The 18,324-nt window shown below is 54.4% G+C and carries 20 protein-coding genes; 14 read left to right on the top strand and 6 right to left on the bottom strand.

The features are described from left to right. Positions 1 to 13: 13 nt before the first annotated feature. The 11 genes from NBE99_RS00685 (at position 14) to cobU (ending at position 10,910) form a co-directional block, all read left to right on the top strand. Positions 14 to 1,195 (top strand): FtsX-like permease family protein, encoded by a 1,182-nt coding sequence (locus NBE99_RS00685; RefSeq protein ID WP_250682608.1) that lies wholly within the window; start codon positions 14 to 16, stop codon positions 1,193 to 1,195. Between the two features lie 3 nt (positions 1,196 to 1,198). Continuing rightward, positions 1,199 to 2,668, top strand: a complete 1,470-nt coding sequence (locus NBE99_RS00690) for a glycosyl hydrolase family 57 (protein ID WP_250682609.1) — start codon at positions 1,199 to 1,201, stop codon at positions 2,666 to 2,668. Between the two features lie 28 nt (positions 2,669 to 2,696). After that, positions 2,697 to 4,265 carry an NYN domain-containing protein gene (locus NBE99_RS00695; RefSeq protein WP_250682610.1) on the top strand — a complete coding sequence of 523 codons (1,569 nt, stop codon included), beginning with the start codon at positions 2,697 to 2,699 and terminating at the stop codon, positions 4,263 to 4,265. Between the two features lie 7 nt (positions 4,266 to 4,272). Next, positions 4,273 to 4,977 (top strand): biotin--[acetyl-CoA-carboxylase] ligase, encoded by a 705-nt coding sequence (locus NBE99_RS00700; protein WP_250682611.1) that lies wholly within the window; start codon positions 4,273 to 4,275, stop codon positions 4,975 to 4,977. A 69-nt stretch (positions 4,978 to 5,046) separates the two neighbouring features. After that, on the top strand, positions 5,047 to 6,390 hold the full coding sequence (locus NBE99_RS00705; protein WP_250682612.1) for a hypothetical protein: 1,344 nt from the start codon (positions 5,047 to 5,049) through the stop codon (positions 6,388 to 6,390). A gap of 9 nt (positions 6,391 to 6,399) precedes the next feature. Beyond that, on the top strand, positions 6,400 to 6,804 hold the full coding sequence (locus NBE99_RS00710; RefSeq protein WP_250682613.1) for a DUF3119 family protein: 405 nt from the start codon (positions 6,400 to 6,402) through the stop codon (positions 6,802 to 6,804). Beyond that, a complete protein-coding gene (locus tag NBE99_RS00715) occupies positions 6,794 to 7,762 on the top strand; it encodes a DUF3086 domain-containing protein (protein WP_250682614.1) in 969 nt (322 codons plus the stop codon). Before NBE99_RS00710 ends, NBE99_RS00715 begins: the two co-directional genes overlap by 11 nt. A 24-nt stretch (positions 7,763 to 7,786) precedes the next feature. Continuing rightward, on the top strand, positions 7,787 to 8,422 hold the full coding sequence (gene plsY, locus NBE99_RS00720) for a glycerol-3-phosphate 1-O-acyltransferase PlsY (protein ID WP_250682615.1): 636 nt from the start codon (positions 7,787 to 7,789) through the stop codon (positions 8,420 to 8,422). Positions 8,423 to 8,557: 135 nt separating this feature from the next. Continuing rightward, a complete protein-coding gene (gene argF / locus NBE99_RS00725; protein WP_250683666.1) occupies positions 8,558 to 9,472 on the top strand; it encodes an ornithine carbamoyltransferase in 915 nt (304 codons plus the stop codon). Positions 9,473 to 9,476: 4 nt separating this feature from the next. After that, positions 9,477 to 10,328 (top strand): ABC transporter permease, encoded by an 852-nt coding sequence (locus NBE99_RS00730; protein WP_250682616.1) that lies wholly within the window; start codon positions 9,477 to 9,479, stop codon positions 10,326 to 10,328. Between the two features lie 15 nt (positions 10,329 to 10,343). Further along, a complete protein-coding gene (gene cobU / locus NBE99_RS00735; RefSeq protein WP_250682617.1) occupies positions 10,344 to 10,910 on the top strand; it encodes a bifunctional adenosylcobinamide kinase/adenosylcobinamide-phosphate guanylyltransferase in 567 nt (188 codons plus the stop codon). 8 nt (positions 10,911 to 10,918) lie between these two features. On the opposite strand, the gene radA is transcribed toward cobU, so the two are convergent. From radA to NBE99_RS00750, 3 genes are read right to left on the bottom strand one after another with little or no spacing between them, the layout of a single operon-like run. After that, entirely contained in the window at positions 10,919 to 12,310 is a 1,392-nt protein-coding gene (gene radA / locus NBE99_RS00740) for a DNA repair protein RadA (protein WP_250682618.1), read from the bottom strand. Between the two features lie 8 nt (positions 12,311 to 12,318). Further along, positions 12,319 to 12,807: an FKBP-type peptidyl-prolyl cis-trans isomerase gene (locus NBE99_RS00745; protein WP_250682619.1), complete on the bottom strand. Its 489-nt coding sequence runs from the start codon at positions 12,805 to 12,807 to the stop codon at positions 12,319 to 12,321. Beyond that, positions 12,801 to 13,121, bottom strand: a complete 321-nt coding sequence (locus NBE99_RS00750; protein WP_250682620.1) for a phasin family protein — start codon at positions 13,119 to 13,121, stop codon at positions 12,801 to 12,803. Before NBE99_RS00750 ends, NBE99_RS00745 begins: the two co-directional genes overlap by 7 nt. Before the next feature lie 109 nt (positions 13,122 to 13,230). Here NBE99_RS00750 and secG point away from each other — a divergent pair, with 109 nt between their 5' ends. After that, the gene (gene secG / locus NBE99_RS00755; RefSeq protein ID WP_250682621.1) at positions 13,231 to 13,464 is read left to right on the top strand and encodes a preprotein translocase subunit SecG; all 234 of its coding nucleotides are present in this window, start codon (positions 13,231 to 13,233) and stop codon (positions 13,462 to 13,464) included. A 10-nt stretch (positions 13,465 to 13,474) separates the two neighbouring features. Then, positions 13,475 to 13,972 carry a GNAT family N-acetyltransferase gene (locus tag NBE99_RS00760; protein ID WP_250682622.1) on the top strand — a complete coding sequence of 166 codons (498 nt, stop codon included), beginning with the start codon at positions 13,475 to 13,477 and terminating at the stop codon, positions 13,970 to 13,972. Here the strand turns inward: NBE99_RS00760 and NBE99_RS00765 are convergent. From NBE99_RS00765 to NBE99_RS00775, 3 genes are read right to left on the bottom strand one after another with little or no spacing between them, the layout of a single operon-like run. Continuing rightward, the gene (locus NBE99_RS00765; protein WP_250682623.1) at positions 13,956 to 15,350 is read right to left on the bottom strand and encodes a serine/threonine-protein kinase; all 1,395 of its coding nucleotides are present in this window, start codon (positions 15,348 to 15,350) and stop codon (positions 13,956 to 13,958) included. The genes NBE99_RS00760 and NBE99_RS00765 overlap by 17 nt on opposite strands. Positions 15,351 to 15,378: 28 nt before the next feature. Continuing rightward, positions 15,379 to 16,029: a hypothetical protein gene (locus tag NBE99_RS00770; protein WP_250682624.1), complete on the bottom strand. Its 651-nt coding sequence runs from the start codon at positions 16,027 to 16,029 to the stop codon at positions 15,379 to 15,381. Further along, positions 16,026 to 16,745 (bottom strand): CPBP family intramembrane glutamic endopeptidase, encoded by a 720-nt coding sequence (locus NBE99_RS00775; protein ID WP_250682625.1) that lies wholly within the window; start codon positions 16,743 to 16,745, stop codon positions 16,026 to 16,028. The genes NBE99_RS00770 and NBE99_RS00775 overlap by 4 nt, the downstream gene beginning before the upstream one ends. A gap of 487 nt (positions 16,746 to 17,232) precedes the next feature. Here NBE99_RS00775 and NBE99_RS00780 point away from each other — a divergent pair, with 487 nt between their 5' ends. Then, a complete protein-coding gene (locus NBE99_RS00780) occupies positions 17,233 to 18,288 on the top strand; it encodes a phytoene/squalene synthase family protein (protein ID WP_250682626.1) in 1,056 nt (351 codons plus the stop codon). Positions 18,289 to 18,324 lie beyond the last annotated feature (36 nt).

Below are 18,324 nucleotides of genomic sequence, written 5' to 3' on the forward strand. Positions count from 1 at the left end.
TTAAGATAGAAAAATGGTCTCCCTTGCCCGCAAAAATCTCTTAGAAGACTTTAGCCGCTTTCTTGTTGCCCAACTAGGTATTACGTTTGCCGTTAGCCTCGTCACGGTTCAAACTGGACTCCTTGAGGGATTTGGTCGCTCCGCCACTCTCTTGGTGAATAGAAGCCAAGCGGATTTCTGGATTGCCTCGAACGAGCTGCGTTATTTTGGCCTGACGTTACCCATTGAGTATCAAGTTGTCCTCGATGCCCAAGCAGTTGAAGGGGTTGCAGCCGCAGAACCGCTCCTGATCCAATCAGCTATGTGGCGGCGTTCAGAGACAGAGGCGATCGATCCGGTGCAAGTGGTTGGCCTTGAACCTAGGGGAACGTTGCTGCCTTTGACAACCGTTGCTGGTGCAGCCCTGACGGAGCTAGAGAAACCCTACAGTGTCATTGTGGATCGCATTGACCTCAATGCCCTTTCCCTCACAGCTCTAGGGGAGCAAGGTCGCGTGAATAACTACCCAGCGACGGTCATTGGCTGGAGCCGTGGTGTGAAATCAATTGTCTCTAGCCCCTATGTCTTTACTTCCCTAGAAACTGCCAATCTTTATCTAAATTTTCCTCGATTTGACACGAGTGAACCGATACCGGAATTTTTGCCCCTTGTCTCCCCTAGTACCCGTATCACCTATGTCATGGTGAAAGCTAAGCCGGGAGAAGATTTAGCAAAGGTACAGGAGCGATTGCGGGCAGCCTTTCCCAACTATCAAGTGCTCAGTCGTGCTGCCCTGACTGAAATGACGCGGCGCTATTGGTTGGCCAGTACCAGTGTGGGGTTCATTTTGGGACTAGGAGCAGGGGTGGGCATGGTTGTAGGGGTCGTGATTGTTAGTCAGATTCTCTATTCCTCGGTGAGCGATCGCCTCCAGGAATATGGCACGCTCAAAGCCATGGGTGCCTCTGACTGGTATTTGTATCGAATCATTATTGAACAAGCTCTCTGGATGGCTGTACTGGGGTACCTACCCGGCCTAGGCCTCTGCTGGGGACTCGGCATCTGGACCATGCACGCCCGTGCCATCCAAATTGTCATTACACCCCAACTTGCCTTAGCCGTTTTTAGTGCCACCGTGGCCATGTGTGTCAGTGCTTCGCTATTGGCGATTCAAAAAGTGATGCGTCTTGATCCCGCCCAAGTTTTTCGAGCTTGAATCATGCCCCGCCCTACCCTCCCTTGGTCAACCTGTCCGCCTCAAGGGGAACCTGTTCTCAGTGGTTGGGAACAGCAGCTGAGCCAGCTCCCTCGCCAATCTCCTTTGCCGCCTCAAACGATCGCCCCCATTCGCGCCGCCTTTGCCTGTGCGCTCCACATGCACCAACCAACCATTCCGGCGGGGGAAGGAGAACGCCTGATCAGTCACTTGCAGTATATGCTGCTGCATCCCGAAGAGGGAGACAATCACAACGCGACTCAATTTCTCTGGTGTTATCGGCGCATGGGGGACTGGATTCCCCAGTTAGTGGCTGAAGGTTGTCAACCCCGCATTATGCTGGATTACTCTGGCAACCTTCTCTGGGGTCTAGAGCAAATGGGACAGGAGGATGTGCTCGACGCCCTGCGGCGGATTACCGTCGATGCTTATGCTCCCTACGTGGAATGGCTGGGCACCTGCTGGGGACATGCGGTGATTCCCTCCACTCCAATCGCCGACATTGAGTTGCATATTCGCGCTTGGCAGCATCAATTTGTGGCACTCTTTGGCGTTAAGGCGCTGCAACGGGTACAGGGCTTTTCGCTGCCAGAAATGCACCTCCCGAACCATCCGGATATGCTCTTTACCTTGGTGACCTGCCTCAAACGCTGTGGATACAGTTGGTTGCTGGTACAGGAGCACAGTGTCGAACAGTTGGACGGTTCACCCCTGCCCGATGCTGCTAAATATGTGCCCAATGTGTTGGTGGCTCGTAACTCCCAAGGGCAGGTGGCGGAAATCCCGGTGCTGATTAAAACCCAAGGCTCGGATACGAAACTTGTGGCGCAAATGCAGCCTTATCACGAAGCTAGGCAGCTGGCCACTCACTGGCAAGCCCCCCTGTCTCCCCCCTGTGTGAGTCAAATTGCCGATGGTGAAAATGGCGGTGTAATGATGAATGAATATCCCCGCGATTTTATGCCGGTGTGGCATGAAATCAAGGCCAATCCACAGGCGGGTGTGGTGGGTCTCAATGGCAGTGAGTACCTTGCCCTCTTGGCGGCTCAGGGGGTGACTAGTGATCAATTTCCTCGCTGTCAAGCGGTACACCAACCTCTACTCTGGCAGACCTTAGGGGATAGCCCAATGACGCCAGAAAGGGTTGCGGCGGCGATCGCCCACCTCGAACAAACCAATCCCCACTTCTCCATGGAGGGTGTCTCTTGGACGAATCACCTCAGTTGGGTCAAGGGCTATGAGACAGTTCTGCAACCGATGGAACGCCTGAGTGCCGAGTTTCACCGCATCTATGATCCTTTAGTGGCGGCCAATCCCCAAATCACCCAAACCCCTGCCTATCGGGAGGCACTGCTCTATGTGCTCACGTCACAAACGAGTTGTTTTCGCTACTGGGGGAGTGGTCGCTGGACAGACTATGCAAAAACGATTTGCGATCGCGGGATGGCACTGCTGAAGGAAACTAGCTTTTGAGGGGAGTTTGCTAAGGCGCTGTAGAACGATGACATGGCAGCACTGGTACATACCGCCTTTGGGGGCGATTGTGGCGGGTTCGCTCGCCGTTACTCTAACCCGTGAACCACTGCCTGTGGTGGTGGTCAGTTCTGCGGGGGCCTTGGTGGGCACATGGGTGCAAGATCGTCAACGTCATTCCCTAACCCCCCAGATTGAAGACCTCCTCCAACGTTTAGAGGAAAGACTGGAACACCTTGAAACCCAAACTTCTGGGAATGGCTCGCGTTGTACCGCTATTTTCTACGACATTGAAAACCTGATCAAAGGCTACAACATCAAAGCCGCAGATGTGGCCAAAATCTCCCTCGCTGCCATCCAAGCCCATATTCGCCAAGCGTATCCCATTGAGCGGGTGCTGCTGCAACGTGCCTATGCCAACTGGAGTGATGCCCGCCTTGGGTCGCTGCGCCGGGAGATGCACCAATTGGGCATTGAACCTGTACAGGTCTTTGGTTTTTCCTACGAAAATCGCAAAAATGCTGCTGATATTCAATTGGCCATTGATGTGGTGGATTTGATTTTTCAGGATGACCGCTTTGATACGTTTGTGATTGTCTCCGGCGATGGTGGCTTTGGCTCCCTTGCCAAGAAGTTACGGCAGTACGGCAAAACAGTCATTGGCTGTGCCTACGAAGATGCGGCGGGCAAGAGTTTTCAGGCCATTTGTGATGCCTTTGTCCACATCCCTGATCCAACCCTAAAACCCCGCCCGCCTGTCCCTAGTCCCGCTTCCCCCATTGAAGCTCCGCCGCCGAGCATCCCACCCTCCGCCATTCCCTTAGATCCCGATAATCGTCGTTTGTGTGCGGATTTGAGTGTCAGCTTGGCTCGCCATGCCGAGGGGGCGATCGCCAAAACGCGGGAGATTCTCGATTGGTATCGCCGTGATCCAGAGTGCAGTAAACTCCTGCGGGAAGAAGGGCTACCCATTAGCAAAGTCCAAGGGGCGGTGCAAGCCCTACTGCCCAACTTTGACATTTTGCTGTTGGGGATGGTCAAGTTCTCGGAATACTTGCGCTACGTCTGCAAAAACACGATCTTCTGCGTTTTTCATCGTCAGGGCAGTGCCAATCAACTGCGTCTTGGCCTACGGGAGCATTTACCCCCTGCTGCTGTGGTGATGGCCAATTTTGAAAAGCGTCCCCTCCATAGTCTGGCAACCTATCGCGCGCTCTTGAGTCACGCACGGGTGGCGATCGCCCCGCCGCACACCTTGGCCTATGTTTTGGCTTGCCTCCTTGACCATCGCGATCGCGCTGCTACTCTAGAAGAACTGGCCACCATGATTGAGAAAACCGCGCCAACGGAGCTTAGTCGCAGTCAAATTGAGATTGCTTTGAATAACTGCCAAGCGGCGAATATTCTCGTGCCAGCTCCCCACACGGGCGATCGCTATTTTGTCGCTGCGAAAATCACAACACTCCCCGAAGGCTATGCAGCACTGGCGCAGTGGCTAGATCAGACCCTTCGGGTGTTTTTTGAACGGGTGGGGGGACAGCCGAAACCAGAACTCTTGCGGGCATTAATTGAGCCATCGGTTTCCGTTCCTAAGTAGGTGAGCCATGACCTTTCCTTGGTTGGTGTGGCTAGAAACCTGTGAGAGCACGAATACGTGGGCATTGCAGCATGCCGATCAACTCTATGGTGGTCAAGTCATCTATACTCAGGCTCAAACCCACGGCCGCGGTCAGTACAACCGCTCTTGGCAATCTCCGAAGGGGGTGTTAACAGCCTCATTTATCCTCCCCCAATCGCGGACGATCGCCGCCCCAAGTCTTCAAGCAGGAATAGCCGTGATGCGAGCGCTAAGTGCATTGCGACCGCAGGTGGATCGGGAGTTACAACTGAAGTGGCCAAATGATGTGATAGCACGGGGCAAAAAACTCGCGGGGATTCTCTGTGAAAGTCGCTCCCCTTGGCTGGTGGTGGGAATTGGTCTCAACCGCTGTGTTGATGTTGCAGCAATGGGTCTTCCTCAGGCCATTAGCCTCCACACGCTCCTCTATCCGTCTCAGGAGGTTCCTACGGATTTGGAACTCTTAGCAGCAATTCGCGCTGAACTCCTTTGGTGCTGGCAAGGGTTACAGTGGGCGGGGATCTCGGCGGAACGCGATTTTTTACGCGGGCGATCGCTCACCCTTGTCCAAGGAGAACAGGAATGGCAAGGAATCGGCGTGGGCATTAGCGATCGCGGGACATTACAGGTGCGCCTCAGCAATGGCGAAGTGCGGGAATTTAGCAGTGGCCATGTGATCTACAACCCCTAGAATTGATTGCTGAAGTGGGTAGTCCGTCTGCGAAAATTGTCCTTGGTACTACAACAGTCTGAGGTTGGCATGAAGGGTTGGCAGGTCTGTTGGCAACGGGCGATCGCTTTCGTTCTCAGCATCGTTCTCCTGTGGTCAGTGGGAGGCATCGCCGCGGCAAAATCCAGTGGCTCGCTGGCAGAGGTGGCGGCTCCTGTGGCTATTGAGGATATGAAGGATTGGTTCGATCGCTACGAACCTCGGCTAAAAATTCTCACCCCCGCCGCTAACCAAACCCTCGAAAGCCGCGACGTCACCGTCAAGCTGAGTGTCCAAGGGCTACGCCTTTTTCGAGATGAACGCACCAGTCTAGGTCCCCATGTGGAGGTGGTACTCGATGATCTGCCCAGCCGCAGTGTCTATGACCTGAGCACCCCCATTGAATTTACTAATCTTGAGCCGGGAACGCACCTTCTCCGTGCTTTTGTCGTCTATCCGTGGGGTGAAAGCCTGAAAAATCCCCTTGCCTACGCCCAAACCGTCTTTCATCTTTACACCGCAGATGAGGACACTCGAATTGCCAAGCTGCCTCTCCTCACCTACAACCAACCCGCCGGCACCTACGGGGCTGAGCCGGTGCTCCTCGATTTTTATCTCAGTAACCTGCCTTTAGATCAGCAATTGAACAATGAAAAAGTATGGCAGGTGCGGTGCACGATTAATGGTCAATCCTTCACCGTCGATCGCTGGCAGGCGTACTATCTCACCGGACTCAAGCCGGGAGACAACTGGGTGCGCCTCGAACTCCTTGATGGCAATGGTCAGCGTATCCCCTCTCCCTACAATCCCATTACCCGCCTCGTGACCTATCAGCCCAATGGTAAGGATGTCCTCTCACGCTTACTGCGGGGAGAACTGGCAGCCAAAAATCTCCAAAGTAGCCTCAGTCCGGATCTCCCCAGCAACCTACCCCCTGAACCGACCCCAGAGCCACCACCTGTCGTTGAGACATCTCCCCCTCCCTCCGAAGCGACCCCAGAGCCACCACCCATCGTTGAAGAATCTGCCGCTCAGACCCCCGTTGCTGAGGAATCTGCACCAACGTCAGCGGTAGAGGCACCGACACCCACTGTTGAACCTGTAGAGGAAACGCCCGTTGCACCAGAGCCAACGCCAGAACCCGCCGTCAAAGCAGCCGAGGAGACACCGCCCCCCACGCCGCAAAAACCCTTCTGGCAGCGCCTGAATCCCTTCAAGAAAGCAGAAAGCCCGACTCGTTCTGTTCTTGTCAGCCCGCGAGCTCTATCCAAGCAGTCCCCACCTTTGGAACAACCGACTCCAGCGACCACTGCGCCTGAGGTTACTGAACAGGAAACTGCTGCCACTGCAGCGGATTTGCCAAAATTAGAAGAGCCAACTACCCCTCAGGAGTAGAGTAAAACCATGCAAGGAACCTCCTTGGCCACTGTTCGTCTTCAACCCTCATTTGCTGTCCCTATGGGGGTTCTGCTGTTGAGTTTGCCCCTGTGGTGGCTGCGCTGGTGGCTGGGCTTGCCCCTTGCCCTGTTTGCGCTATTCTTGGCTGTGCAGGCGGCGACGCTGCGCTTGGAGTTTACGGCAACCGCTCTCGATGTCTATCGCGGCAGCCAACAGATTCGCCACTTTCCCTATCAACAATGGCAGCACTGGGAGGTCTTTTGGCCAGCCTTTCCCGTCCTCTTTTATTTTCGGGAGGTCAAGAATATCCACTTTCTGCCGATTCTGTTTGACGCCAAAACTTTAGTACAATGCCTGCAAGAACGCTGCCCACGCACAGCCTTTATTTCCACGGTTCGCAATGACGGATGACCCTACGGTGACCGCTCCCTCTGAACCCACCCCAGAGGAACTAACTGCCCTCAAAGCTCAACGCGATGCCCTCAAAGCTGAAATTCAAGCCCTCGATGCTGAGTTTCATCGTCTCGTCCACGATCGCCTCAAGTCCCTTGAAGAGCGGCAACAAAGTCTGCAACTCACCATTGAGCAACTAGAACGGCGCAAGGAACGCATTGAACAGGAGCTACGCCGCAACTTTGTGGGTGCCTCCCAAGAACTCGCGATTCGAGTGCAGGGGTTCAAGGAATTTCTAGTCAAGAGCATGCAGGAGTTGGCGGCCACGGTTGAGGAAATGGAATTGCTGCCCCCGACGCCGGCTATAGCGGAAACTGCCCCTGCTCCAGAAGAAACAGCGACAACGCCGCCCAAGTTAGTTCTTGATGAGGGATTTCAGGAGGAAGCGGATCGGATTCGCCGTTTGCTAGAGCAATATCGCAGTAGCCCCAACTACTATGGCCCCCCTTGGCAGTTGCGACGCACGTTTGAGCAAGTTCACGCTGAGCGGGTAGAAAGTTGGTTCTTTGATCTCGGAGGACGGGGTGCTCTGCGATCGCTCCCCAGTCGTTTGCAGAACATCCTTGTTGCCTCGGCGATCATCTCAATCCTGCGGAACTTCTATGGTGATATGCTGCGGGTCTTAGTCTTGGCAGACTCGCCAGAGCGTCTAGGAGACTGGCGACGGGGCTTGCAGGACTGCTTAGGAATTAACCGTCAAGATTTTGGCCCCGATCAGGGGGTGGCGCTCTTTGAATCTGCGGATGCTTTGGCCTTTCGGGCCGATCGCCTCGAGCAGGAGGATTACATTCCCCTAATTCTCATTGATGATTCCCAACCCCAAGTCAGCCTTTCTCTGCTGCAATATCCCTTGCTCTTGGGCTTTGCCCCTGGACCCCAGTTACGTCCTAGCCGTAGTTCTGATTTCTTTGAGTAGTTTCAGTCACCCTTGGAGGCTCCCGTGACCACTGCATTGATCCTTGGACTACTGGCGCTCATTAGTTACCTGCTCGGCTCGATTCCCACAGGCTACCTCTTGGCGAAAGCACTGCGGGGAATTGATATTCGTGATCATGGCTCTGGCTCAACGGGGGCGACCAATGTGCTGCGGGTGGTGGGCAAAGGCCCCGGACTGGTGACGTTTTTAGTCGATGTGGGCAAAGGGCTAGGGGCAGTTCTTTTGGCGCGATGGGTCTTGGGGCAATCGTGGAATACAGTACCGGCCAGTGGGGTTGAATTTGTGCTGCTGGCGATCGCCTTCATTGCAGTTCTAGCCCACAGTAAGCCAATTTGGTTGGGCTGGCGCGGTGGTAAGTCCGTTGCCACTAGTTTAGGGGTGCTCCTTGCCCTCAATGCCCCCACGGCTTTGGCCACCTTTGGGGTGTTTCTAGTAGTCTTGGCGGCCAGCCGCATTGTCTCCCTAAGTTCAATCACTGCTGCTATCGCCTTGCCCTTCTGGTTTTGGTTCTTTACGCAGTCGTGGCCGTTTGTCGGCTTTAGCGTGATTGCAGGTGTCTTTGTGATTTGGCGACACCAGAGTAATATTCAGCGCCTCCTTGCAGGGACAGAACCACGGTTGGGTGCCTCGGAGGGATAGACCTCTGAGAAGGTCACTTTTGGACAGGTTCGGAGTTTGCCCCCCACATTTGAGAAAAGGGTTGTATTTGTACATTTGGAAGGCCTCTGAGGTTGCTACCATGAGTGGATACCAGTTGTGGTGGGGAGATTTGTGATGGAAACACTGCGGGGGCGTGATTTGCTGAGCATTGCTGACCTTTCACGGGCAGAGGCGGAGTATCTGCTGGATTTAGCAGCACAGATGAAAATCGGCAAGGTGGCTCCCCATTGTCCCAAGGTGCTGGGGCTATTGTTTCAAAAGGCTTCAACCCGCACGCGCGTCAGCTTTACGGTGGCAATGTACCAACTGGGAGGGCAGGTGATTGATCTCAACCCCCAATCCACGCAAGTAGGGCGCGGTGAACCATTAGCCGATACGGCACGGGTACTGGATCGCTATCTAGATGCGGTGGCGATCCGCACCTATGGTCAAGCAGAACTGCAACTCTTTGCCGACTATGCACGGATGCCTGTCATTAATGCCCTCACGGATCGCGAGCATCCCTGTCAAATTTTGGCGGATCTGCTGACGCTGCGGGAATCCTTTGGCACACTGGCAGGACTGACCCTCTGCTACATTGGCGATGGCAACAATGTGGCGCATTCTTTACTACTGGGCTGTGCCCTGTTGGGGGTAAATATTCGTGTAGCTTCACCACCGCAGTTTGCACCCTTGCCTGATATTGTGGCGCAAGCCAAGGCATTGAGTGGCGGTAAGAGTGAAGTGACTGTTCTCACGGATCCCCAAGAGGCGGCGAGGGGTGCCCATGCGCTTTATACCGATGTGTGGGCAAGCATGGGACAGGAAGCAGAAGCGGGCGATCGCCAGCCCATTTTTCAGCCCTACCAAATTAATGATCAACTGCTAGCCCTTGCCGACCCTCGAGCGGTTGTTCTCCACTGCCTGCCGGCTCACCGCGAGGAGGAAATTACCGCCAGTGTCCTTGAAGGGCCACAGTCTCGCGTTTGGGAGCAGGCGGAAAATCGTCTCCATGCCCAGAAGGCTTTGCTTGCCAGTCTCTTGGGATAGGGTGATGCTCTACTACCGTTGGCAGAAATTCAGCCTCTCGGATCGGCTATTGCTGGTGGGAGCGGTTATTTGTGGAACTTTTGTGCTGCTGGCGGTTCTTGCTCCCCTTGGCCAAGCCCTCGGTTGGATTGCCAATCCCCAGGAATTTCTTGACTTTCCCATTCACGCGCCGCCTTCGCCACAGCATTGGTTTGGCACGAATCGCTTGGGCTATGATGTCTTTTCCCGCACGATCTTTGGTGCTCAAGCGGCTCTACAGGTGGTCTTTGTCGCAACCCTCCTCAGCTTAGGGATAGGCGTACCCCTAGGATTGCTCAGTGGCTACCGCGGGGGCTGGCTCGATCGCGGGCTGCTCTTTGTGATGGATACGATCTATACGTTGCCGGGGCTACTGCTGGCAGTCACGGTTGCCTTTGTCGTGGGCAAGGGGATTCTCAATGCCGCGATCGCCCTCAGTGTCGCCTACATTCCCCAGTACTATCGTGTTGTCCGCAACCACACGGTGAGCCTGAAAAATGAGGTCTTTATTGAAGCTGCCCGCGCCCTTGGTGCTTCTACACCGCGAATTCTTCAACGGTATCTCTTTGTCAATGTCCTTCCCAGTATTCCTGTGCTCTTCACCCTCAATGCTGCAGATGCCATCCTGACATTAGCGGGACTAGGGTTCTTGGGCTTGGGGCTACCACCTGAGGTGGCGGAGTGGGGGCACGATTTGCGACAGGCCTTGGATGGGTTATCCGTGGGCATTTGGTGGACCACCCTCTTTCCTGGACTAGCCATGAGCTTACTGGTGGTGGGTCTCTCACTCCTTGGCGAGGGGCTAGGGGAGCGTCTCGATCCGCGACACTTGAATTAACGTGAATTACCAACAATGCCTGATCATGTCTTGGTGACTGGACCCAGTCGCAGTGGCAAAAGTGAGTGGGCAGAATGCCTTGCTGCCCAAAGCCAACAACCAGTGATTTATATTGCGACGGCGATCGCCCCCCCAGAGGACACGGAATGGCTGCAGCGGATTGAACAGCACCGTGCTCGCCGCCCCCCTGAGTGGGAATTGCGGGAGTGTCCCCATGGGCTTGCTCCTCTCCTGCGTGAGCTGCCGTCCAATGCCTGCGCCCTAGTGGACTCGCTGGGAACATGGGTGGCGAATTGTCTAGAGCAATCCCAAGATCAATGGCAAGAAACCGTTACTGAATTGCTAGCGAGTGTCCAAGGGTGTGCAGCTCAACTCATTTTTGTCGCCGAAGAGGTGGGCTGGGGCGTTGTTCCTGCCTATGCCAGTGGTCGCTGTTTTCGCGATCGCCTTGGCGAACTCTGTCAGTCCCTGAGTCCCCTGATGGCGGCAGTTTATCTCGTCACTGCTGGGTTTGCGCTGCCGCTGCACAAATGGGCAATTCCCCTCAAACGTCTTGGGAGCAATCGCGACTTGTTGCCCTAAATACCTTTTCACGAGGATTCATCAGAGGTGAGCGGTGCAAGGGCAGCAACAATGGCATCACTGACACGACGCACCGGATAAATATCTAAGCCAGCGATCGCACAGGCTTGGCTTTCGGGAATAATGGCACGGCGAAAGCCCAACTTCAGCGCCTCCCGCAGCCGTAACTCCAACTGGGAGACTGCCCGCACCTGACCCCCCAAGCCGACTTCACCAATAATCACCGTTTGGGGTTGTACCCAGCGATCGCGAAAACTAGCCACAACAGCCACCGCCACCCCCAGATCAGCAGCGGGTTCCGCCACATTCAGCCCCCCAGAGGACGCGACATAAGCATCCAGCTTTGAGAGGGGAACCCCTAAGCGCTTTTCCAAGACCGCTAAAATTTGCAAAAAGCGGTTGTACTCAATGCCCGTGGCCGTGCGGCGAGGAGAGGCATAACTGGTGGGACTGACCAAACTTTGCAATTCAACCACCAGAGGACGGGTGCCTTCACAGGCGACAATGGTGGCGGTACCAGGGGTAGGCTCGCGATCGCCCAAAAACAGTGCGGAAGGATTGGTTACTTCTACTAAGCCCTGCGCTCCCATTTCAAAAACACCAATTTCTTGACTGGCACCAAAGCGGTTTTTTACGGCGCGTACGAGGCGGTGACTGGCAAAGCGATCGCCCTCAAAGTAGAGGACAGTATCCACGAGATGTTCCAGCACCTTGGGGCCAGCGATCGCCCCCTCCTTTGTGACATGACCCACAATAAAGAGACTCATCTGCTCCCGCTTGGCCAAGCGCATCAAGGCTGCCGTTCCCTCGCGCACCTGAGATACTGATCCGGGAGCTGCCGTCAGCTGGGGCAGATAAACTGCTTGGATGCTATCAAGAATCGCCAGATGGGGTTGCAGATGGCTCAGTTCCTGCAAAATAACGTCTAAATCCGTTTCTGCCAAAAGGTAAAGGGAAGGGGGGGCAGCAATGCCCAAGCGTTGCGATCGCAATTTCACCTGTTGCGCCGATTCCTCAGCACAAACATAGAGCACCCGCCACTCTTGCCCCAAAGAGGCTGCCATTTGCAACAACAGTGTGGACTTGCCAATCCCCGGTTCCCCTGCCACCAACACCAGTGAGCCAGCAACAATTCCCCCTCCCAAGACGCGATCCAACTCGGCAAATCCAGAGGAAGAACGACTTTGTGCCTGTTCGCTAATCTCTCCTAGAGCTTTGGCACTGAGGGGTTGGGGAGTTGTCGATTTTCGGGGGGTTGTGCGTCGAGCAGCGGTCTCTACTGGGGTAACCACCTGCTCATCAAGGGTATTCCACTGACCACAATTGGGACAGCGACCAAAGTATTGCAGAGACTCGGCACCACACTCGCGGCAGATGTACAGTACTTTAGGCTTGGGCATTCCTTGCCCTATTGCACAGCCAACAGTTCAACGTCAAAAATCAGTGTCGCATTGGGTGGAATCACCCCGCCGGCACCGCGTGCACCATAGCCTAAGTTTGGGGGAATAATCAGCCGCCGCTGCCCCCCCACCTGCATCGAGCCAACTCCTTCATCCCAGCCTTTGATGACTTGACCGACACCAATTTGGAACTGGAAGGGTTGACCGCGATCGCGGGAGCTATCAAAAATGCGGCCATCGGTGAGCATCCCTGTGTAGTGCACTGTCACCCGATCGCCCACTTGGGGCTGTACCCCTGAACCAACAACAATGTCCTCGTATTGCAAACCTGAGGGGGTAGTCACCACCTTTGAAGAACCCATCAGTCCCGCAGCCTCCGTTGACGCCTCTAGCGGTACACTGGCGATCGCGCTCGGAGCGGCCACCATCCATACCACCACTAGGACAATACCACAGAGAAGCCAGCCGTAGGCTCGATGCACCTGTTGTCTTACCATGAGCGATTTCTTAACTCCCTAACATCCCGTTCTAGGCGGTCAATACGTCCCCGCAGTTCGTCAATTTCCGACTGCTTTGGCACCCCCAAGCTTTCTAAAAATTGGCGCGTTTGCCGTTGTACGGCTTCATCGAGGGAGGCGGCATCTTCCCTGAGGTGAGCAAGGACATCCTCCACCATTGCCTTGGCTTGGTCGGCATTGAGGCGTCCCTCCTTTACCCATTGGTCGCTCACTTGACGCAACTTTTCGGCCACGAGGGAAGTGGTGCCAACACCAATTAAAAGCAATTGCTGAAGCAGATTGTGCTGGTTCATGGGGCACGTTCAAAACGCCTATCTTGTATTGTGCCACCGCCTCCTAGGCTTGGGTTAAGATGAGAAGGATATCAAGTTGTACGGGTTGGCATTGCCAGCGAGGTTGAGGATGGTTGAAAAAATTGCCATGGGTCTGTGGGCGTTTTCAGCAGTCGGCCTGATTGTCTTGGTCTTGCTCCACAGTCCGAAGGGGGATGGCCTTGGTGGTATTGGTGGTCAGGCACAGCTCTTTACCAGCACCAGAAGTGCAGAAACCACATTAAACCGTGCCACTTGGACATTGACAGTGTTGTTCATGGCACTTACGGTTGCCCTGAGTGCCGGTTGGTTGCGCTCGATTTAGCTGAAGTCGGGTGTCTCTCTCCTTTGCGATTCGCGCCGCTACACCAGCGGATGTGCCCACTATTTTCCAACTGATTCAGGCGCTTGCCGCCTATGAAAAGCTCAGCCATGCGCTAAGCGGTACAGAGGAGGCGCTGCGGCAGCACTTGTTTGGCGATCGCCCCTATGCCGAGGTACTCCTTGCCCACACCCCCTCAGATGTCATTGGCTACGCCCTCTTTTTCACCACCTACTCCACGTTCCTGACTCGCCCCGGTCTTTGGTTAGAGGATTTGTTTGTCCTACCCGCCTATCGTCGCCAAGGGGTGGGCACAGCATTACTCAAAGCCCTAGCACAACTAGCCAGCGATCGCGACTATGGCCGCATCGAGTGGAGTGTTTTAGACTGGAACACGACGGCAATTCAGTTCTATGAACGCATCGGTGCCACCGTTCTACCAGACTGGCGCATCTGTCGTCTCAATGGTGAACCACTCCAGCGTTTGGCAAGTTCTAAGAAGGCTGAATGACCTGTCGCCCTACATACCGCCCAAGAGTATAGGCCAACCACTCTAAATCCCTTGGTGTTAAGTACACGGAGCTTTCTACCAGTTCAATGGCTTGGCTGCCGGCCCGAATCACCAGTTTACTAGGTACCTCCTCGCGATCGCCCTCCCTACTGCGGCGGATGTGCCGAGGCTGAAATTCAATGTGGTCAATCACATCAAGGGGTAAGACTTTTGGCGGATGCCAGCACAGGCCTAGGATGTGTTCTTGGAATCGCACCTCTTTTGCTGTCACCGTCAGTACCTGCCATCCCAAGAGGGTGTAGAGAATCGTGCCAATCAGACTCAAGCCAACGGCAAGGTGGCCAATGGCAAAAACAGCCATCAACCAAAAGCCGGAGCTAATGGCCAAGCTGTACCAGACCACCAAAAAGGCATTCCATCCTAGGGCAAAGGGAATTAAAAAGAAAAGGCCAGGATGAAACCCCAAGGGTGGAATGCGGACAAGTAAGCGTTGCGGTGTTTCTTGAACCCGCAGGCGGCAACCATAAGGGGAATCTGTGGTGGTCAAGGATAGACTCGCAGGAGCATCCTCCAGTTGCTTGAGGGCTTGGCGTGCCGCTGTGGCTGAATCAAACCGTTCCTCAAGGGCAGGGGCGACCATTTTTTCTAACCAACGAACAAAAGGAGGACTGAGGGAAACCAAGGGTTGAAACTGAACCCGCAGTTCCTTTTGCGGCAACTCAGCGGGGGGCGTGCCCGTTGCCAAGTGAATCAGCGTCATCCCCAAGGCATAGAGATCACTGGCGGGCAGGGTTTTGCCACCAAATTGTTCGGGGGGCATATAGCCGTAGGTACCGACCACGGTTCGGGTATTGCCGGCGATCGCGGTTTGTACCGCCCCAAAATCCACAAGATAGACTTGGCCAAGATCATGACCGGAGCGATCGCCCAAGAGAATATTCGTCGGCTTAATATCGCGGTGAATCACTGGTGGCTGGCGGCTATGGAGATAGATCAAAATGTCGAGCAGGCGATCGGCCAGTAGCCGCAAATCCTCTTCACTAAAAACGCGCCCTTCCACTTGCCAAGTCGCGAGGGATTTTGCCTCAATGTAGGTTTGGACGAGGGCAAAGCCCTTGAGATCAGGGGTATTGATTTCAAAATAGTCGAGATAACGGGGAATAGCTGGATGATCTAATGTTTGCAGGACAGCGGCCTCTCGTTCAAAGAGCTTAAAGTCCTCCCACGTCATTCCACCCCCAAAGAGCAGGAGCTTCAGCACCACCGGTTCATAGCGCCGCCGATCCAAAGCGAGATACGTCCGCCGCCCTGGATGAGACCCCAGTTCCCGCAGCAGTTCATAGCGATCGCCCAAAATTTCACCGACGAGCTGCCCCACAGCATTCTCCAAACTGGCCACCCCTATCTTAGCTATTGAGTTGCTGCACAATCGCCGGCGCAATTCTTTCTAGCACCTTGAGGGCTTGAAGACTCCCTTGAATTAACCGTGCCGCCGCAACGGGGTTGCGAACCATTGCCATAGTGAGTGCCCACGGGCGCAAATTGCCCTTTACATCAAAGGCTTGACTCAAATCCGGCAGGTCGCGATCGCCCCCATCACTAATGACACGCACCATGACCACTGGAATCCCCGCTAAAGCCTTGAGCAGCGGTACCCCCTCCATATCCACCACCTCCACCCCCCAGCGGGCAGCAAGATCTTGCTTTTCCTGCACCCTAGAAAGGGTTTTCTCAGTTGTAATTGCCTTGACCCGTCGCCACGCCGGCTCTAACTTTGCCACCAACCTCTCGTCCAAGGGATAGGCCTGCCCAGCCTCATCCTGACAAGTTGTATAGACGACAATGTCACCAACTCGATCATCAGGATGCAAGCCCCCACAGACCCCCAAGACCAGCACCATTGGCGGCGGATTTTTGAGGGCAGCGATGAAGGCAGGTGTGGTCACGACAGCTGCTCCGGCTCGTAGGGGAATAATAGGGATGCTGTACGGCTGTAAGCCCCGCTGTACCGCTTGGGATTCTGCTCCTTGGGGCACAAGGACAAGGCATGGACTCATTGTTTGGTCATAGGGAGCGCTACTGCTAGGACATGGGCAAGCGCGTGGGTCAACATCGCTGCTTCTAGACCATACTGCCAAAACAAGTACCCCGCCAAAAGGCCAAAGAGCGTATTGCCGCTGAGCATTAAAGACACGCTTGTTAAGCTTGGGTGACTTCCTGAACTATCGAAGACTGGCAAATGGGATAGCCCAAAAATGACCGCACTCAGGAAAATAGCCGTACCCATCCAAACCACCGAGATTTGACCAACTCCCCCTTGACCCATCCGCCACCCTAGCCAAGCCAAAAATGTCATCACTCCCCAGCGCATCAAGACTTCTTCGGTAATGCCGCCATAGAGCAAACCCACAATTAAGGGGAGCGATCGCGATGCTGGTAAAAGCTGCGAAAAGCCCCAGATAATTACACCCCCCATTACCCCGCCGACAAAAACAGGTAAGACTTGAGAGTGCAGAGGCATTAAAATGTCTTGGTCCTTCAGCAAGGCAAACAATAGGGGGCAGCGCAGTCCGACGTCATCCGCTAGCCTTGTGCCCACAACCGCAGCAGTCGCTGTCAGAAACGCACTTTGTGCCAGCGTTATGATTTGCAAACTCGTCAGCGAAAGGGGCAAACTGCGCCCATCCAAGAGTACAGGCAGAGCCAAGGTAGCGGTCACAATGCTCCCCGGCAGCGCCATGAGAAAGAGACTAAAAGCGAGTTGCCAATTCATAGATCACTCCATGTCGATGAACTTTGCTGTGCTGCCCTGCTAACAGAACCCGCTACGCTGGGAGTACACCTTTTCGAGCTGACCAACGTCTTAACTTTTGGATAGGCCGATCGCGGGCAATTTAGAAACTGACCAATAGAAAGAGTGTCACACTCAAGCGTCCGCTATGGTGGACGAAAGGCAGTTTCCGCCAAATCTGATACCGTTAATTGTTGAAGCTATGTTATTGTTCTGGCAACTCGTTACCTATCCCCTATGCGACTGGAGACAATCTGGGCAACTGTCACAGGCCACCTAGACAAACAAATATGAGTATGATAGCTATAGATTTTGCTCAATCCTTGTTTGTGGAAAGTGTGTCCTGTTGGGTTGCGATCGCGAGACCTCTTCAGAGAATCGCGAGTGGAGTGTCTTAAAGCGTTGGCTTGAGTAAGGGTCGAGGATTGACTCAACTATCGATCAATTATGTGTAGGAGTGAACCCCCATATGATTCAAATGGTGCTGGAGAACCCAGTTTCCGTCAAGGATGCCGAGCGCTTTTGTCAAGAGATATTACCCCAAGTCTCGCGCACATTTGCCCTCAGTATTCGCTTTCTCCCCGGAAATCTGGGTCGGGCGGTTCTGGTTGCCTATCTGATTTGTCGCATTGCCGATACCGTTGAGGATGATCCCGTCGCCAGCGTCCCCGCGAAAACCGCCCTCTTGGATCACTTATTGGAGTGCTTTGACAGTCCCGATCTGGCCAATAGCTATGGTGAAACGGCACGGGGGGTTCAGGGGGAGCCAGCCCATGTAGAACTGGTGAAAAATACCGGCCTTGTCTTTGCCCTCTACCGGTCTTTACCGCTCACCTCTCAACAGCATGTCCAACGCTGGGTGAGCGAAATGGTGCATGGGATGAAAAAGTTTGTCAACCTCTATCCCAATGGCATCCGTATTCAAACCCTTGAGGAATATAAAGAGTACTGTTATTACGTTGCTGGAACCGTTGGCTATCTGCTCACGGATTTGTGGTACGAGCATTCCCCCAGCATTGGCACCGAAGAATATCAGGTGCTGCTCAAGCGCTGTGGAGCCTTTGGCGAAGCTCTGCAAACCGTGAATATTCTCAAGGATATTGCTTGGGATGCGGAGCACGAAAACTCGATTTATATCCCCAATGAATCTTTACTGCTTCAAGGCAGTAGCCACCAGTCCATCCTCAGTGCCGAGTACCTTCAACAAAATCATGCGGCCATTAAGGAATTGATTGCCCTCGCTTGGCACGATTTGGATGAAGCTCAAGCCTACTTACTATCGGTACCCAAAGCCGCTATTCCCATTCGTCTCTTTTGCGTCTTACCACTATTGTTTGCCTATGCCACGTTGCGGGAGCTAACCCATTCGACCGCCATGCTCCAACCCGGCGGGGTCGTTAAAATCAGTCGCTCAGAGGTAAAATCGCTGATGGTCATGGGGCCTCTGTCCATTCTCAGCAACCACAGCCTCCGCTGGCTGATTGGCCAAGTGCGGCAAAAACCCTTCATCCTTGGCGGACTTTAGGGAAATGCGTTAAAAAAGCCAATGGTTGGAGGAACC

The sequence above is a fragment of the Thermosynechococcus sp. HN-54 genome, assembly GCF_023650955.1.
Classification (GTDB): Bacteria; Cyanobacteriota; Cyanobacteriia; order Thermosynechococcales; family Thermosynechococcaceae; genus Thermosynechococcus.

Coding starts and splice junctions, on each gene's coding strand:
- NBE99_RS00705 (WP_250682612.1), top strand. CDS start 5,047: ATGAAGGGTTGGCAGGTCTGTTGGCAACGGGCGATCGCTTTCGTTCTC.
- NBE99_RS00690 (WP_250682609.1), top strand. CDS start 1,199: ATGCCCCGCCCTACCCTCCCTTGGTCAACCTGTCCGCCTCAAGGGGAA.
- NBE99_RS00710 (WP_250682613.1), top strand. CDS start 6,400: ATGCAAGGAACCTCCTTGGCCACTGTTCGTCTTCAACCCTCATTTGCT.
- NBE99_RS00685 (WP_250682608.1), top strand. CDS start 14: ATGGTCTCCCTTGCCCGCAAAAATCTCTTAGAAGACTTTAGCCGCTTT.
- NBE99_RS00715 (WP_250682614.1), top strand. CDS start 6,794: ATGACGGATGACCCTACGGTGACCGCTCCCTCTGAACCCACCCCAGAG.
- NBE99_RS00770 (WP_250682624.1), bottom strand. CDS start 16,029: ATGAGTCCATGCCTTGTCCTTGTGCCCCAAGGAGCAGAATCCCAAGCG.
- NBE99_RS00750 (WP_250682620.1), bottom strand. CDS start 13,121: ATGAACCAGCACAATCTGCTTCAGCAATTGCTTTTAATTGGTGTTGGC.
- NBE99_RS00730 (WP_250682616.1), top strand. CDS start 9,477: ATGCTCTACTACCGTTGGCAGAAATTCAGCCTCTCGGATCGGCTATTG.
- NBE99_RS00700 (WP_250682611.1), top strand. CDS start 4,273: ATGACCTTTCCTTGGTTGGTGTGGCTAGAAACCTGTGAGAGCACGAAT.
- argF (WP_250683666.1), top strand. CDS start 8,558: ATGGAAACACTGCGGGGGCGTGATTTGCTGAGCATTGCTGACCTTTCA.
- NBE99_RS00780 (WP_250682626.1), top strand. CDS start 17,233: ATGATTCAAATGGTGCTGGAGAACCCAGTTTCCGTCAAGGATGCCGAG.
- radA (WP_250682618.1), bottom strand. CDS start 12,310: ATGCCCAAGCCTAAAGTACTGTACATCTGCCGCGAGTGTGGTGCCGAG.
- NBE99_RS00695 (WP_250682610.1), top strand. CDS start 2,697: ATGACATGGCAGCACTGGTACATACCGCCTTTGGGGGCGATTGTGGCG.
- cobU (WP_250682617.1), top strand. CDS start 10,344: ATGCCTGATCATGTCTTGGTGACTGGACCCAGTCGCAGTGGCAAAAGT.
- NBE99_RS00745 (WP_250682619.1), bottom strand. CDS start 12,807: ATGGTAAGACAACAGGTGCATCGAGCCTACGGCTGGCTTCTCTGTGGT.
- secG (WP_250682621.1), top strand. CDS start 13,231: ATGGTTGAAAAAATTGCCATGGGTCTGTGGGCGTTTTCAGCAGTCGGC.
- NBE99_RS00775 (WP_250682625.1), bottom strand. CDS start 16,745: ATGAATTGGCAACTCGCTTTTAGTCTCTTTCTCATGGCGCTGCCGGGG.